This is a genomic window from Brevundimonas sp. UBA7664, assembly GCF_002483305.1.
Lineage (GTDB): Bacteria > Pseudomonadota > Alphaproteobacteria > Caulobacterales > Caulobacteraceae > Brevundimonas.
Genome location: NZ_DLHQ01000039.1, coordinates 29,550 through 43,413 on the forward strand (window position 1 = coordinate 29,550; position 13,864 = coordinate 43,413).

At 69.6% G+C, this 13,864-nt stretch carries 18 protein-coding genes and 1 tRNA gene; 5 read left to right on the forward strand and 14 right to left on the reverse strand.

From position 1 onward, the window contains the following. The 6 genes from B2742_RS09190 to B2742_RS09215 form a co-directional block, all read right to left on the reverse strand. Positions 1 to 431: methionyl-tRNA formyltransferase (locus B2742_RS09190; protein WP_292065357.1), on the reverse strand; the 431-nt coding region annotated here is incomplete at its 3' end. Positions 432 to 530: 99 nt separating this feature from the next. Further along, the gene (locus B2742_RS09195; RefSeq protein ID WP_292065359.1) at positions 531 to 1,286 is read right to left on the reverse strand and encodes a class I SAM-dependent methyltransferase; all 756 of its coding nucleotides are present in this window, start codon (positions 1,284 to 1,286) and stop codon (positions 531 to 533) included. Between the two features lie 57 nt (positions 1,287 to 1,343). Continuing rightward, positions 1,344 to 1,571 carry a hypothetical protein gene (locus tag B2742_RS09200; RefSeq protein ID WP_292065361.1) on the reverse strand — a complete coding sequence of 76 codons (228 nt, stop codon included), beginning with the start codon at positions 1,569 to 1,571 and terminating at the stop codon, positions 1,344 to 1,346. Beyond that, the gene (gene def / locus B2742_RS09205; RefSeq protein WP_292065363.1) at positions 1,571 to 2,161 is read right to left on the reverse strand and encodes a peptide deformylase; all 591 of its coding nucleotides are present in this window, start codon (positions 2,159 to 2,161) and stop codon (positions 1,571 to 1,573) included. The genes B2742_RS09200 and def overlap by 1 nt, the downstream gene beginning before the upstream one ends. A gap of 57 nt (positions 2,162 to 2,218) precedes the next feature. Beyond that, positions 2,219 to 2,566, reverse strand: a complete 348-nt coding sequence (locus B2742_RS09210; protein WP_292065434.1) for an acyl-CoA thioesterase — start codon at positions 2,564 to 2,566, stop codon at positions 2,219 to 2,221. 89 nt (positions 2,567 to 2,655) lie between these two features. Further along, a tRNA-Arg gene (locus B2742_RS09215) sits at positions 2,656 to 2,732 on the reverse strand. A 219-nt stretch (positions 2,733 to 2,951) separates the two neighbouring features. Between B2742_RS09215 and B2742_RS09220 the strand changes: the two genes are divergently transcribed. Continuing rightward, positions 2,952 to 4,262 carry a hypothetical protein gene (locus tag B2742_RS09220; protein WP_292065364.1) on the forward strand — a complete coding sequence of 437 codons (1,311 nt, stop codon included), beginning with the start codon at positions 2,952 to 2,954 and terminating at the stop codon, positions 4,260 to 4,262. An 81-nt stretch (positions 4,263 to 4,343) separates the two neighbouring features. Here B2742_RS09220 and B2742_RS09225 read toward each other — a convergent pair whose 3' ends face one another. Beyond that, positions 4,344 to 5,150 carry an SDR family oxidoreductase gene (locus tag B2742_RS09225; RefSeq protein ID WP_292065366.1) on the reverse strand — a complete coding sequence of 269 codons (807 nt, stop codon included), beginning with the start codon at positions 5,148 to 5,150 and terminating at the stop codon, positions 4,344 to 4,346. Beyond that, on the reverse strand, positions 5,150 to 5,449 hold the full coding sequence (locus B2742_RS09230) for a 4a-hydroxytetrahydrobiopterin dehydratase (protein ID WP_292065367.1): 300 nt from the start codon (positions 5,447 to 5,449) through the stop codon (positions 5,150 to 5,152). The genes B2742_RS09225 and B2742_RS09230 overlap by 1 nt, the downstream gene beginning before the upstream one ends. Positions 5,450 to 5,564: 115 nt before the next feature. Here B2742_RS09230 and B2742_RS09235 point away from each other — a divergent pair, with 115 nt between their 5' ends. The 4 genes from B2742_RS09235 to B2742_RS09250 all read left to right on the forward strand — a co-directional run bounded on the left by B2742_RS09235 (position 5,565) and on the right by B2742_RS09250 (position 9,157). Then, positions 5,565 to 6,272, forward strand: coding sequence for a Crp/Fnr family transcriptional regulator (locus tag B2742_RS09235; RefSeq protein WP_292065369.1), 708 nt, complete (start codon positions 5,565 to 5,567; stop codon positions 6,270 to 6,272). Positions 6,273 to 6,333: 61 nt separating this feature from the next. Beyond that, positions 6,334 to 7,110 carry a class I SAM-dependent methyltransferase gene (locus tag B2742_RS09240; RefSeq protein ID WP_292065371.1) on the forward strand — a complete coding sequence of 259 codons (777 nt, stop codon included), beginning with the start codon at positions 6,334 to 6,336 and terminating at the stop codon, positions 7,108 to 7,110. Continuing rightward, positions 7,098 to 8,693 (forward strand): 2-polyprenylphenol 6-hydroxylase, encoded by a 1,596-nt coding sequence (gene ubiB, locus B2742_RS09245; protein ID WP_292065373.1) that lies wholly within the window; start codon positions 7,098 to 7,100, stop codon positions 8,691 to 8,693. The genes B2742_RS09240 and ubiB overlap by 13 nt, the downstream gene beginning before the upstream one ends. A 20-nt stretch (positions 8,694 to 8,713) precedes the next feature. Further along, positions 8,714 to 9,157 (forward strand): hypothetical protein, encoded by a 444-nt coding sequence (locus tag B2742_RS09250; RefSeq protein WP_292065375.1) that lies wholly within the window; start codon positions 8,714 to 8,716, stop codon positions 9,155 to 9,157. 3 nt (positions 9,158 to 9,160) lie between these two features. Here B2742_RS09250 and arfB read toward each other — a convergent pair whose 3' ends face one another. From arfB to B2742_RS09280, 6 genes are all read right to left on the reverse strand, one after another. Beyond that, positions 9,161 to 9,565, reverse strand: coding sequence for an alternative ribosome rescue aminoacyl-tRNA hydrolase ArfB (arfB, locus tag B2742_RS09255; RefSeq protein WP_292065377.1), 405 nt, complete (start codon positions 9,563 to 9,565; stop codon positions 9,161 to 9,163). Beyond that, positions 9,562 to 10,020: a YaiI/YqxD family protein gene (locus B2742_RS09260; RefSeq protein WP_292065380.1), complete on the reverse strand. Its 459-nt coding sequence runs from the start codon at positions 10,018 to 10,020 to the stop codon at positions 9,562 to 9,564. Before B2742_RS09260 ends, arfB begins: the two co-directional genes overlap by 4 nt. An 82-nt stretch (positions 10,021 to 10,102) precedes the next feature. Next, positions 10,103 to 11,455 carry an amidohydrolase family protein gene (locus B2742_RS09265; protein WP_292065381.1) on the reverse strand — a complete coding sequence of 451 codons (1,353 nt, stop codon included), beginning with the start codon at positions 11,453 to 11,455 and terminating at the stop codon, positions 10,103 to 10,105. Next, entirely contained in the window at positions 11,455 to 12,954 is a 1,500-nt protein-coding gene (locus B2742_RS09270) for an amidohydrolase (RefSeq protein WP_292065382.1), read from the reverse strand. The genes B2742_RS09265 and B2742_RS09270 overlap by 1 nt, the downstream gene beginning before the upstream one ends. 83 nt (positions 12,955 to 13,037) lie before the next feature. Next, complete coding sequence (locus B2742_RS09275) at positions 13,038 to 13,316, reverse strand: DUF167 domain-containing protein (RefSeq protein WP_292065383.1); 279 nt, start codon at positions 13,314 to 13,316, stop codon at positions 13,038 to 13,040. 30 nt (positions 13,317 to 13,346) lie between these two features. Continuing rightward, a complete protein-coding gene (locus tag B2742_RS09280) occupies positions 13,347 to 13,862 on the reverse strand; it encodes a DUF1993 family protein (RefSeq protein ID WP_292065384.1) in 516 nt (171 codons plus the stop codon). Positions 13,863 to 13,864 lie beyond the last annotated feature (2 nt).

Sequence of the window (13,864 nt, forward strand, 5' to 3'; positions counted from 1 at the left end):
TCGTCGAGGCCTTCGGACATGCGCATGATCTGGACGCCGGTCTGGCGGTCGCCGGCCATGATGGCGCGCTGGATCGGGGCGGCGCCGCGCCAGCGCGGCAGCAGCGAGCCGTGCAGGTTGAAACAGCCGAGGCGGGGCGCGTCCAGCACCTCGGCCTTGAGAATCTGGCCGTAGGCGACGACGCAGGCGGCGTCGACCTCGAGGCTTCTGAACGTCTCGATCGCCTCGGCCGACTTCATCGAGGCGGGGGTGAAGACCGGCAGGCCCATGGTCTCGGCGAAGGCCTGGACCGGCGAGGGCGTCAGCTTCTGGCCGCGGCCGCGCGGCTTCGGCGGCTGGGAGTAGACCGCCACGATCTCATGGCCCGAGGCGATGAGCTCGGCCAGCGACGGCACGGCGAATTCGGGGGTACCCATGAAGGCGAGGCGCATGGGGGCGCTTTGCCCTATGCGCGGGACGGGGACAAGGCGAGGGGCGGGAGGCCTGGAACCTGCCCATCGCTCGATCGACGGCCTCCGGCTATATGACGTTCAGGAGACGACGACCGGCTTGCGGCCGCTCACGCCCGTCGCGCAGCCAAAGAAGTGGCGCGTAAACCTGACCTCGAGGCCCTGCGCCCGAAGCATTTCGGCGAACGATTCCGCGTCTCCGAAATTTGTGCAGTAGGTTCCGATCATCGCAAAGTCCTGCGCCCCGCGCAGGAGGGTGCGTTCTATCAGCGGCAACAGCACTTTCAGGTGCGCAAGGTAGAGGGGCCGCAACCACCAGCCCTTCGGATCGGACGCCTCGATCATCGAAAACACGCCGCCGGGCCGCAGGGCGCGTGCGACCAGTTCGGCCAGTTGCCGGTGTTGAGCAGGGTCGAACGTCTTCAAGCCAAACGTCGAGACGATGAAGTCGCAGCTCTCGTCCTGAAGGTCGCTCTTCAGCACGTCGTCCTCCAGGAAGTCGATCCGGTGCGATCGGTCCTGGTGGAGGCGCTCAAGCGCGAGGCGGTGCATCCCGGATGAGATATCGACCGCGGTGACGCGGCGGATCCCGGGGTGCTGACGGAACAGGTGCGGCCAAACCTCGCCGGTACCCGCCATCAGGTCATAACCCTCTGCCTCGCGCCCGGGCGGCAGGGCCAGCGCCTTGACGCACTGCTTCCGCCACCGTTCGGTGAAGCCGAGGGAGAAAAGCCAGCTGAACGAGATGTAGGCGGTCGAACAGCGATCGAACACGCCCTTCACGAAGGCGGGGTCGTAGATGTCCTGCTCGGAGCTGAGGGTGGCGCGCACGTCCATTGAGCAAGGTTCGCAGATCGACCTGCCCTTAGCTACAGCGCGAGCGTCCCTGAGGGTTTATTCCCAGCGGGTGTGAACCCCGCCGCCCTCGTCCCATTCGCCGCCGGCGTCCATGGCGTCGTCGAAATCGAGCAGCCGGTCGATCAGCACGCCGGCGATGACGCCGACGGCCGCGACGCCGAGAAGGGCGGCGATGCTGCCGATGCCGACCTTTTCATTGCGGGTCAGGCGGCGGCGGCCGCTCGGGTCGATGATCCGGTCGCGGTGGCGCTTCATCCGGGCCATCAGGCGGCCAGCCTGGCGTTCTTCTTGACCCGGGCGACGGCGCGCTCGCGCTTCAGCCGGGACAGATGGTCGATGAACAGGACGCCCTCGAGGTGGTCCATCTCATGCTGGATACAGACGGCGTAGAGGCCCTCGGCCTCCTCCTCGACCGTCTCGCCGGCGTAGTTGAGGTAGCGCAGGCGGACGCGGGCGGGGCGTTCGACGCTGTCGAAATATTCGGGGACCGACAGGCAGCCCTCCTCGTAGGTGAACAGCTCGTCGGAGGCCCAGACGATCTCGGGATTGACGTAGTAGCGCGGGTTGCGGCGCGCGAGCTCCCATTTCTCCCGGTCCTCGTCCGACATTTCGGCCGGGTCCTGATCGTCGGCGAGGCCGTCGCGGTCGTTCAGGTCCATGACGATGACCCGGCGCGTGTCGCCGATCTGGACGGCTGCGAGGCCGATGCCGGGCGCGTCGTACATGGTGTCGAGCATGTCATCCATCAGACGGCGCAGCTCATCGGTCACCGGCCCTTCGACGGGGGTGGAGATCTGCTTCAGCACCGCCAGGTCGGCGGCGTTGTCGATGGTGAGGATGCGACGGATGGACATGCCCGCGAGGTAGGGGCGCGGAGGCCAAAGGTCAAGATTTCCCACTGTCGCAGTGGGTTATCCGGCGGCGTCCGGCAGGGGCCTCGGCTTGCGGTCCTGGTCGATGGCGACATAGGTGAAGACGCCCTCGGTGACCCGCTCGGAGGCGGCCTGGGCGTGGTTGCGGGGGCGTTTCCAGGCCTCGACGTGGACCCGGATCGAGGATCGACCGGTCTTGAGCACCCGGGCGTAGATCGAGACCTCGTCGCCGACCGAGACGGGCCGGTGGAAGACCATGCCGTCGAGGGCGATGGTCACACAGCGCCCCTGGGCCAGTTCGAAGGCGGGGGTGGCGCCGGCCAGGTCCATATGGGCCAGCAGCCAGCCGCCGAAGATGTCGCCCTCGGGGTTGGTGTCGGCCGGCATGGCGATGACGCGCCCGACGGGCTGGCCGGTGGGCTGGGTCGGCAGGGCGTCGGTCACGCGCTCTGGCTCCGGTTCGGGAAGAGGAAGAATGGCGCACCCGACAGGATTCGAACCTGTGACCCCTGCCTTCGGAGGGCAGTACTCTATCCAGCTGAGCTACGGGTGCGTCGGCGGCGAAACGCCGGACGAAGGGCCTTACAGCAGGAGCGGCCCGCCCTCAATCCCGAATGCGCCGCGACTGAACCGGATCGCATTCTGGACGATTTGTAAGGTTCGGGCCGGCGGATCGTGATCTAGCGTGCGCTCCGCGATTATATTGGAGCGAAATCCGAGCCTCGGCGGACTGCGTCCGCCAAGACCGATTTCACCCGTGATGGAGGTCCCGATGCGCGCCGTTCTGTTCAGCCTGTTGTTGCTTGTGGGCGCCTGCGCCACGGCGCCGGACGATGTGACCACCGGCCATCCGGGCGTCGCGCCGGACAGCCTGGACGCCATCGCCGAAGACTACGTCCATCTGATCCTCGACATCGGCGAGCTCGAGCCCGGCTATGTCGACGCCTATTACGGGCCGACGGAATGGCAGGCGGCGGCGAAGGCGGAGACCGAGACCGCGGACCAGCTGATCCAGCGCGCGGCATACCTGTCCGGCCGGCTGGCGGATCTGGACCGCAACGGGCCGGCGGGCGCGACGCCCGCGGACATGCAGCGGCGCAAATATCTGGACGCCCATGTCGCGGCGGCCTCGGCGCGGCTGCGGATGCTGTCGGGCGAGAAGATGAGCTTCGCCGACGAGGCTGAGGCCCTGTTCGGCATCCGGCCCGAGCTGCTCCCGCTGGCGAGCTATGACCCCATCCTGGCCGAGATCGACGCCCTGCTGCCGGGCGAGGGGTCGCTGACCGACCGGGTCACGGCCTTCCGGGCGGACTATGTGATCCCGAAGGACCGGCTGCAGGCGGTGATGGACGCCGCCATCGCCGAATGCCGGACGCGGACGGTGCGCCACATCGCCCTGCCGGCCAATGAGCGGTTCACCCTCAGCTTCGTCGGCGACAAGCCGTGGTCGGGCTACAACTACTATCTCGGCGACGCCGCCAGCCGGATCGAGATCAACGCCGACTTCCCGATCTACACCGAGCGGGCCATCGATCTGGGCTGCCACGAAGGCTATCCAGGGCACCACGTCTACAACGCCCTGCTGGAGCGGACCTTCGTGCGCGAGCGCGGCTGGGTCGAGATGAGCGTCTATCCCCTGTTCAGCCCGATGTCGTTCGTGGCCGAGGGCAGCGCCAACTACGGCATCGACCTCGCCTTCCCCGGTGACGAGGGCACGGCGTTCGAGCGCGACGTGCTGTTCCCGCTGGCCGGTCTTGATCCGTCGACGGCGGAGAAGAAGGCGCAGCTGGGCGCGCTGACGCGGCGGCTCGCGCGGGCGGAATACACCATCGCCGACGACTGGCTGGCGGGGCGGATCGAGCGGGCCGAGGCGATCCGGCGGCTGATGACATACACCCTGGCCGACGAGGCCAAGGCGACCCAGCGGCTGCGCTTCATCGACACCTACCGCAGCTACATCATCAACTACGGCCTCGGCCGCGACACGGTGCAGGCCTGGGTCGAGCGCCAGGGCCCGGACCGGTGGGAGGGGATGGAGACGCTGTTGTCGAGCCAGATTCTGCCGGTGGATCTGGTGGAGTAGGCAGTAGGCAGTAGGCAGTAGGGGAACAAGCGCCGGCATCAGGGCCCTAATGCCTACTGCCTAACGCCTACTGCCTCTTCCTCACTGTGCCGTCATTCCCCCGTCGATCCTGAACTCCGCGCCGGTGACGAATTTCGACTCGTCCGAGGCGAGGTAGAGGACGCAGTACGCCACGTCGTCCGGTTCGCCGATCCGCTTCAGGGGAATGCCGCGGCTGAGGCGTTCGTGGGCCTTGGCCTCGTCGCCGCCGGCCATGGCGATGAAGGGGTCGAGGATCGGGGTCTTGATGAAGACCGGATGCACCGAGTTGCAGCGCACGTTCCAGTCCATCTTGGCCGCCTCGAGCGCGACGGTCTTGGTGTACATCCAGACGCCGGCCTTGGTGGCGTTGTAGGCGCCCATGCCCGGCGCGGCGGCGAGGCCGGCGATCGAGGAGATGTTGATGATCGAGGCCCCCCCAGGCCCTTTGGCGGCGGCAGCGCGCAGGTGGGGCATGGCGTGTTTGCAGCCGAGCATGATCGACAGCAGGTTGATCTCGAACTGACGCTGCCAGCAGGCGACCGTATCCTGTTCGACGAAGGCCAGGACGTCGCCGACGCCGGCGTTGTTGACCAGGATGGACAGGCCGCCCATCGCCTCGACGGCCCCGTTGATGACCGCGACCCACTGGTCCTCTTTGGCCACGTCATGCTGGAAGGCGAAGGCCGAGCCGGGGATCTCGGCGTTGATGGCGGCGGCCAGGGCTTCGACGCCCTCGAGGTTGACGTCGGTGACGGCGACCTTCGCGCCCTCGCGCGCCAGCATCCACGCCATCGCTTCGCCCAGCCCGCCGGCCGCGCCGGTGATCAGGGCCTGTTTGCCCGCAACCCGTCCCGTTCCGGCCGCCATCACTTCGCTCCCATCGCGCCGGCCGCTTCGTCGATGAAGCGGGCCATGTCGATATCCTTCTGCGTCACGCCGTCGGCGTCGTGGGTGGTCAGCAGGACCTCGACCCGGTTGTAGACGTTCGACCATTCCGGATGGTGGTCGACCTTGTCGGCCAGCAGGGCCACGCGGGTCATGAAGCCGAAGGCGGCGTTGAAATCGGCGAAGGTCAGTTTGCGGACGATCGCGGGCCGGTCGCCCTCATGCGCGCGCCACAGGGGCAGGCCCTTCAGAGCTTCCGCAACGTCAATCCGGTCGGCCATGGCGTCCTCCTGTACCCCTCGCCGTATCGCGCCCGCCGGGGGTCCACAAGCGGTACGGAACGCGCGGTGAAGCTTTGGCGTTACCAAGCGTCGCTATTCGCGCCTGGAGCCTGTCATGGACAATATGTGGATCGCCGCCCTCGACGCGGCTGACCGGCGCCGGATCGAGCCGCATCTACACGAGCGCCCGTTCGCCCAGGGACAGATGCTCTATGATGCCGGCGAGGCGGTCGAGGAGGTCTGGTTCCCGATGAGCGGCGTGGTCTCGCTGATGACCATTCTCGACGGCGACCGGATGATCGAGACCGCCGCCATCGGCCGCGAGGGCCTCGTCGGGGTCACCTGCGGACCGATGAACGCCCGCGCCGCCAGCCGGGCCATCGCCCAGGTCGAGGGGGTTTCGGCCTGCTGCCCGTCCGACGTCTTCGCCGCGGCCCTGGAGGCCAGCGAAGGCATGCGCGTGGCGCTGGCCCGCTTCACCGAAAGCCTGTTCGCCCAGGTCCAGCAGGCCGCGGCCTGCAACGCCCAGCACCGGCTGGACGAACGGCTGGCGCGCTGGCTGCTGACCATCCACGACCGGGCGGAGGGGGATCGCTTGGGCCTGACCCAGGCCGATATCGCCGGCATGCTGGGCGTGCGCCGCGCCACGGTGTCGGAAGTGGGCGCCCTGCTGGTCGACAAGGGCCTGATCCGCCGCGGACGCGGCTGGGTCGAGGTCACCGACCGCAAGGCGCTGGAAGCCGCCGCCTGCGGTTGCTACGGCGCGATCCGCAGCCTGATGAAGGACCTCGGCGTGCCGCGCCCGAAAGCCGGGGTTCACTGAGCCGGCGACCGCGACCACGCAGCCCGGTGACGGACGGGCGGCGACGCGCTAGACCGCGCCCATGACCGACGCCTCCGCCTCGACCGGCAAGACATCCTCCTTCGGCTTTCGCGACGTCGACGCGAAGGAGAAGGTGCAGCTGGTCCGTGGCGTGTTCGACAGCGTCGCCTCCAGCTACGACCTGATGAACGACCTGATGAGCGGGGGCGTGCACCGGCTGTGGAAGGACGCGGCGGCGGCGAAGCTGAACCCGCGCCCGGGCGAGACCATCCTCGATGTGGCGGGCGGCACCGGCGACATGGCGCGGCGCTATGCGAAGATGGCGCGGGCGGCGCAGGAGCGGCGGGGCGGGGACGACGCCTCCATCATCGTGCTGGACTACAACGCCGAGATGATCATGGCCGGGGTCCAGAAGGGCGGCGAGCCGGAGATGTCGTGGTCGGTCGGCGACGCGATGGCCCTGCCGCTGCCGGACGCCTCGGTCGACGCCTATTCGATCAGTTTCGGCATCCGCAATGTCGCCGACATTCCGCAGGCGCTGCGCGAGGCGCGCCGGGTGCTGAAGCCGGGCGGGCGGTTCCTGTGCCTGGAGTTCTCGCGGCCGACGGCCTCGGCGGTGCGCAAGGCCTATGACGCCTGGTCCTTCCACGCCATTCCGCGCATCGGCGGCTGGGTGGCCGGCGACCGCGACAGCTACCAGTATCTGGTCGAGAGCATCCGCCGCTTCCCCGACCAGCCGACCTTCAAGGCCATGATCGAGGACGCCGGCTTCAGCCGCGTGACCGTGACCAACCTGTCGGGCGGGGTCGCCGCCATCCATCACGGGTGGGCGATCTGACCAGTCCCGCCGACTACAAGACGGCGCCCCCGCCGCCGCTGGCCGAGCCGGTGCGCCGGCCGGTGGACGCCACCCTGCGCCTGTTGGGCTGGGGCTGGGTGCTGGTGCGCCACGACGCCCTGGCGCCGCGCGAGATCACCCCCCTGCTGCCGGTGTGGATCCGCTGGCTGGCGCATCTGCTGCACGCCTTCGCCGGCAGGGAGGGGCGCGACGGCCGCCCCGGCCAGCGCCTGGGCAAGGCGTTCGAACATCTGGGGCCGGTGGCGATCAAGCTGGGGCAGGTGCTGGCCACCCGCGCCGACATCTTCGGCATCGAGTTCGCGCGGGACCTGGGCCGGTTGAAGGACGCGCTCGAACCCTTCCCGCTGGACCAGGCCCGGCGCGAGGTCGAACGGTCGCTGGGACGGCCGGTCGAGGCCCTGTTCACCGATTTCGGCCCGCCGGTGGCCGCGGCGTCGCTGGCCCAGGCCCATCCGGCCTGGCTGGCCGACGGGCGCAAGGTGGCGGTCAAGGTGCTGCGGCCCGGGGTCGAACGCCGGGTGGCCCAGGGTCTGGACTCGATGCGGCTGGCGGCGCGGCTGGCGGTGCGGTTCGTCCCGCTGGCCCGGCGGCTGGAGCCGTCCGCCTTCGTCGAGACCATCGCCCGGGCGCTGAAGCTGGAGCTGGACATGCGGCTGGAAGCCGCCGCCGCCTCCGAGCTCAAGGACATCATGGACAAGGACGTCGGGGTCGGCGGTCACATGACCGCCCCGGCGGTGATCTGGGACGGGGTCGGCAAGCGGGTGCTGACGCTGGAATGGGCGCCGGGCATGGCCATGACGGACCCGGCCGCCGCCGAACAGCCGGGGCTGGACAAGAACGCCCTGGCCGACAATGTGGTGAGGGCCTTCCTGACCCAGGCGCTGGACCACGGGACCTTCCACGCCGACCTGCATGAGGGGAATCTGTTCTGTCACGCCCCGGCGGAGCTGACCGCGATCGATTTCGGCATCGTCGGGCGGCTGGGACCGGCCGAGCGGCGCTATCTGGCGGAGATCCTCTGGGGCTTCCTGAGCCGCGACTATGACCGCATCAGCCGGGTGCATTTCGAGGCCGGCTATGTGCCGCCCGAGCATTCGGTCGAAGCCTTCGCCCAGGCGCTGCGGGCGGTGGGCGAGCCTGTGATCGGCAAGGCGGCGTCGCAGGTGTCGATGGGCCGTCTGCTGGGTCAGCTGTTCGAGATCACCGACCTGTTCGACATGCATCTGCGGCCCGAGCTGATCCTGCTGCAGAAGACCATGGTCTCGGTCGAGGGCGTGGCGCGCCGGCTGAACCCGGACCACGACCTGTGGGCCGCGGCCGCTCCGGTGGTCGAGCGGTGGATCCGCCGGGAACTCGGCCCGCAGGCCCAGGTGCGCGACGCCATCGAGGACATTCGCGCCACCCTGAAGGCCCTGTCCCGGCTGGCGCAGAACCCGCCGCAGCCGCAGACGGTGATCATCCGTGAGGCGCATACGCCCGCCTGGATGGTCGTGGCGGTGACGCTGGCGACGGCCGCCGCGACCGCCGCCCTTGTTCTGTCGCTTTGGCCCGCCATTCTCTGAGGCTTGTCCGGAGACCTCGCATGAAGACGCTTCTCATTGCCGCCGCCCTGTTGCTGACCCCTGTCGCCGCCCAGGCCCAGGTCGCCGCCGGCACGGTCCCCAACACCTTCGACCGCCCCGCTCAGGCCGCGCCGGTCCAGCCGGTCCAGCCCGTCGCGCCCGCGCCGACGCCAGCCAACGCCCGGTCGGCGGAGGTGCTGCGCGAGATCATCGCCGGCGCCCAGGCCGGCGCGATCGACTATTCGCTGATGACGGACGACCTGGCCGCCAAGGTGCGCGAGCAGGAGGCCCAGATCCAGCCGCTGATCCAGGGCTTCGGCCTTGTCCAGGCGGTGGATTTCGTCGGCGCGCAGGACGGCGCCGACCTGTACGCCGTGGTCTTCGCCAATGCGTCGACCCAGTGGGTGATCGGCTTCAATGAGGCCGACAAGGTCGCCGCCCTGCTGTTCCGCCCGGCGGAATAGCCCTCAGTCGTCGGCGCCGGGCCGGCCGCGGCCGCTCTTGATCGTCGACCGCTTGGCCTTGCCCTCCAGCCTGCGTTCCTTGGAGGCGCGGGTCGGTTTCGTCGGCACGCGATAGACCGGCGCCACCGAGGCCTTGTCGACCAGTCCCTGTAGCCGCTCGATGGCGTCGGCGCGGTTGCGCTCCTGGGTGCGATAGCGGACGGCGGTGATCAGGATGACACCGTCCAGCGTCAGCCGGCTGCCCGCCGCCTTCATCAGCCGCGCCCGCACCGGCTCGGTCAGGGACGGCGAATTGCGGGCGTCGAACCGCATCTGCACGGCGGTCGAGACCTTGTTGACGTTCTGCCCGCCCGGCCCGCCGGCGCGGAAGAAGCGGAACTCCAGCTCGCTCTCGGGGATGACGGTCACCGGACCACCCGTTTGGCCCGCACCACGGCCTGGTCCAGCGCCTGCAGGAAGGCGGAGCGGTCCTTTGGCCCGAACGGCGGCGGGCCCGAGGTGGCGACGCCCATCGACCGCAGGTGCTCGCCGACCATCCGCCCGGCGAGGGCCGAGCCGATCGAGTCGGGGGTGAAGGGCTGGCCATTGGCCTTCAGCGCCTGCGCCCCGGCCTTCAGGCAGCGGTCGGCCAACGGGATGTCGGCGGTGATGACGATGTCGCCCGGCCCGGCCCGCTCGGCGATCCAGTCGTCGGCGATGTCCGGCCCGGCGTCGACGACGACCTGTTCGATCCACGGCTCGCGCGGGGTGTTGATCCAGCTGTTCGAGACCACGAACACATGCAGGCCATAGCGCGCGCCCACCCGATAGACCTCGTCCTTCACCGGACAGGCGTCGGCGTCGATGAAGAGGCGGGGGGTCATGAAGGTTCTAGGGGTTAGGTTCTAGGGGCCAGGGAAACAAGCGTTCTCCCTAGCACCTAGTCCCTAGAACCTAGAACCTCCCTTACCTTGTATAAGCCGGCGGCATCGCCCCTTCGCCGCCGTCGCGGTAGCGGTCGCGGAGCAGGAACTGGCGGCTGGTCGGGGCCTGTTCGGCGCCGCCGATGAAGATGGTCTCGGCGTTGCTGAGCGGCTCCAGCGGATCGCCGGACCAGATCACCACATCGGCCGCCGCGCCGGCGCGCAGTTCGCCGAACTGGCCGGCCATGCCGAAGATGCGGGCCGGATTGACGGTGATGGCCTCGATGGCGGCGTCATAGGGCAGGCCGTGCGAGACGGCGTTGCCGGCGTTGTAGCGGGTCTCGCGGGCGCGGTGGATCGAGCCCTCATTGCCCTTGATGGCGATCAGCACCCCGGCGGCGTCCAGCACGGCGGCGTTCTGCATCCGCGCCGCCCGCGTCTCGAGATTGCCGGGCAAGTTGGAAACGGGGTTGAGCAGGACGGGCACATTGGCGGCCGCGATCTGGTCGGCGACGAGCCAGCCTTCCTCGGCGCCGTCGAGGATGATCTTGACCCCCTCCTCGCGGGCGAGGCGCAGGACCTGCTGGATATCGGCCGCGCGGCGCACGGTGACGATCAGGGGCATGGTCCCGTTGGCGACCGGGATCAGGGCCTCGAGATCGGCGCGCGACAGGCTGAGGTCGCGCAGGCCGGCGCGGTCGTAGGCGGCGCGGTTGCGGGCGTAGAGACGGACCTCGGCGAGGGTTTCCTTGAACTGGGTGAACTGGGCCCCGCGGGCGCCGCCGGCGATGCCGGCCCCGGCCTCGCCGAACGGGGCGACCATGGCCACGCGCGGCTTGACCAGGATGTCGGTCCCCTGGGCCAGATGAATGATGGCCGCCTGGCCGGCGAACAGGCCGGGGGACTGCAGGCCGCCGTCGCCGACGCCGGCGAAGTCGCTGTCGTCATGTGCATGACCGCCGCCGCCGCCGCCCGCGTGGCTGGGCACGACGATGGCGCGGGTGATGCCGCCGAGGCGGGCCACCGGCAGGGTGAAGGACCAGGGATCCAGGCCGTAGCTGACGTCGAAAGAGGCGCTGATGGAGTTGGCCCCGTTGGACAGGTCGTCCGAGCCGCCGACCGAGGAGATCTCCGAGCCGCCCAGACCGCTATCGACGGCGACGAAGCCGGGCGAGACCACCTTGCCGCGGGCGTCGATGACGCGGGCGCCGGCGGGGGCGGCGCCGGTCCCGACCGAGACGACCCGGCCGTTCTGGATCACGACGGTGCCGTTCTCGATCACGGCGGTGCCGGTCAGCACCCGGCCGCCGGTGATGGCGGTGAGGGACTGGGCGAAGGCGGGTGTGGCCAGCGCGGCCATGCAGGCCGCGCCGAGGATGAGGCTCTTGAGGCGCATCAGCGGGCTCCCTGCAGGACGTTGGCGGCCGGCAGGCCGAAGCCGGGCTGGCCCAGTTCGAAGTCGGACAGCGGCTGATAGGCCGGGTTCATCCGGTCGAAGGTCAGGGCCCCGTCGATGAAGACCTGGTCGGCGCGGGCGTAGACGCTGAACGGATTGGCGCTCCAGATCACCACGTCGCCGCGCTTGCCGGCCTCGAGCGAGCCGGTCTGGTCGGCGATGCCGAGCGACCGGGCCGGGTTGAGGGTGATCCAGCTGATCGCCCGTTCCTCGGAGATGGTCATGCCGATGCGGCGGCCGGCGGCGAGGGCGGCGGCGGCTTCCTGGTTGAGGCGCTGGGTCAGCTGGGCGTCGTCGGAATGGATGACGGCGCAGGAGCCGGCGGGGGCGTCGACCAGGGCGGCGTTGGCCTCGACCGCGTCGAGCGCCTCCATCTTGAAGCCCCACCAGCTGGTCCACATGTCGGCGCAGATGCCCTCACGGGCCAGCAGGGGCGCGATCTTGTAGGCCTCGATGGCGTGGTGGAAGGCGGTGATCTCGTAGCCGAACTCATTGGCGATATCGATCATCACCGCCATCTCGTCGGCGCGGTAGCAGTGGTTCTGGATCAGGACCGAACCGTCCAGCACCCCGGCCAGGGTCTCGAGCTGCAGGTTGCGGGTCGGGGGCGAGCCCTCGCCGTCCTCGCGCCATTTGTCCCATTTGGCCTTGTAGTCGCGGGCGGCGATGAAGGCGGCGCGATAGCCGGCGACATTGCCCATGCCGGTGGCCGGCGAGCTGTTGCGGCCGCCGTAGACCCGGCTGGGGTTCTCGCCGCAGGCCATCTTCAGGCCGTAGGGGGCGCCGGGCATCTTCATGCCCTGCATGGTCACCGAGGGGACGTTGCGCACGGTCACGCCGCGCCCGCCGAACAGATTGGCCGAGCCGGGCAGGATCTGGAGGGTGGTCACCCCGCCGGCGCGGGCGGCGTTGAAGCCGGGGTCCTGCGGCCAGAGGCTGTGCTCGGCCCAGACCTGGGCGGTGTTCGGGTTGGTCGCCTCATTGCCGTCGCTCATGCCGGACACGCCGGGCGAGGGATAGACGCCGAGGTGGCTGTGAGTGTCGATGATGCCCGGGGTCACGAACCGGCCGCGCGCGTCGACGCTGCGGTGGCCGGCGGGGATCGGGGTTGAGGCGTCGCCGACCGCGGCGACCTTGCCGTCGGTGACGATGACCACGCCGTTCTCGATCCGCTGGCCGGCGCCGGTGAAGACCGTGCCGCCGACGATGGCCATGTTCTCGCGCGGCAGGCCGCGATAGGTCGAGGGGAAGGGATCGGGGTTGGCGGCGGCGTCCAGACCTCGCGCCAGCGGCTCGCGCGCCTCGGCGTTGGACGAGCCGTCGGCGGCGGGCGTATCATCGTCGCCGCCGGTGGTGGCGCAGGCGGCCAGAACGAGTGAGCCCGTCAGCACGCAGGCGAGGGTGGCGAGGCTGGAGCCCCGCAAGGCGTGGAATCTCATCGGACGCTCCCCAAATACGCCCGCTGGCGTACGTCGGGGCGGATTACAAAAGGGTCCGGCGGGTCCCGTCAAAGCCGGAAATATTACAAACCGGTAAGGCGACGCTTCGCCTCGTCTTCGGACAGACCTTCAATCACCAGCATCTTGGTCCGCGACTGGCCGCCGCGCTGGAGGACCACCGCGGATTTCGGCACCCCGAGGGTTTTCGCGATCAGCTTCACCAGCGCCGCATTGGCCTCGCCCTCGACGGGCCGGGCGCGGACGCGGACCTTGAGGACGGGCCGGCCTTCGGCGTCGACGTCCCAACCGTCGATGCGGTCGACGGACGCGCCGGGGGTCAGGCGGACGGGGAGATTGGCCATGGCGGAGGAAGACCAGTCTGCCTGGATCAGCTAGCCGAGCCCCGAGGGGAACATGTCCACCTTGCCCAGAGGCACGCCGTTGGCGCGGAGGATCGCGTAGACCATCGCCAGATGGAAATTGATGTTGGTGGCCGCGAACACCGTCAACCACTTCGCCGCCGGGAAGGTGGGCGCCATGCCCGGCATGATTTCAAAGGTCAGGGGGACGTCGTCGCGGCCGTCGAACTGCTCCGCCGTGAGGCCGGCCAGGAAGGACTGGGCCGCCTCGAGACCGGCGTCATAGCCAGCCACATCAAGGTCGGGAGCGATCCCCGCCGGCGGCTCAAGCCCGGCAGCCCGCGCCGACCAGGTCCGGCTGAAATTGGCCACCACCATCAGCTGGAAACCCAACGGGTGCATATCGTCCGCGAGACGCCAGCCCAGCATCTCCTGCTCGGTGATGCCGGCGTCGGCGGCATGGGCCGCGCCCTTGGCGAGGAGATGCCTGGCGGCTCCGACCGACCGGGAGAAGAGATCGACGAAGGTGTAGAGGTTGGCGGCGGCCACGA

Coding starts and splice junctions, on each gene's coding strand:
- B2742_RS09225 (WP_292065366.1), bottom strand. CDS start 5,150: ATGGCGGCCGGAACGGGACGGGTTGCGGGCAAACAGGCCCTGATCACC.
- B2742_RS09210 (WP_292065434.1), bottom strand. CDS start 2,566: ATGCCGGCCGACACCAACCCCGAGGGCGACATCTTCGGCGGCTGGCTG.
- B2742_RS09230 (WP_292065367.1), bottom strand. CDS start 5,449: ATGGCCGACCGGATTGACGTTGCGGAAGCTCTGAAGGGCCTGCCCCTG.
- B2742_RS09270 (WP_292065382.1), bottom strand. CDS start 12,954: ATGAGATTCCACGCCTTGCGGGGCTCCAGCCTCGCCACCCTCGCCTGC.
- def (WP_292065363.1), bottom strand. CDS start 2,161: ATGTCCATCCGTCGCATCCTCACCATCGACAACGCCGCCGACCTGGCG.
- B2742_RS09250 (WP_292065375.1), top strand. CDS start 8,714: ATGAAGACGCTTCTCATTGCCGCCGCCCTGTTGCTGACCCCTGTCGCC.
- B2742_RS09235 (WP_292065369.1), top strand. CDS start 5,565: ATGGACAATATGTGGATCGCCGCCCTCGACGCGGCTGACCGGCGCCGG.
- B2742_RS09260 (WP_292065380.1), bottom strand. CDS start 10,020: ATGACCCCCCGCCTCTTCATCGACGCCGACGCCTGTCCGGTGAAGGAC.
- B2742_RS09220 (WP_292065364.1), top strand. CDS start 2,952: ATGCGCGCCGTTCTGTTCAGCCTGTTGTTGCTTGTGGGCGCCTGCGCC.
- B2742_RS09275 (WP_292065383.1), bottom strand. CDS start 13,316: ATGGCCAATCTCCCCGTCCGCCTGACCCCCGGCGCGTCCGTCGACCGC.
- B2742_RS09200 (WP_292065361.1), bottom strand. CDS start 1,571: ATGGCCCGGATGAAGCGCCACCGCGACCGGATCATCGACCCGAGCGGC.
- B2742_RS09240 (WP_292065371.1), top strand. CDS start 6,334: ATGACCGACGCCTCCGCCTCGACCGGCAAGACATCCTCCTTCGGCTTT.
- B2742_RS09195 (WP_292065359.1), bottom strand. CDS start 1,286: ATGGACGTGCGCGCCACCCTCAGCTCCGAGCAGGACATCTACGACCCC.
- B2742_RS09265 (WP_292065381.1), bottom strand. CDS start 11,455: ATGCGCCTCAAGAGCCTCATCCTCGGCGCGGCCTGCATGGCCGCGCTG.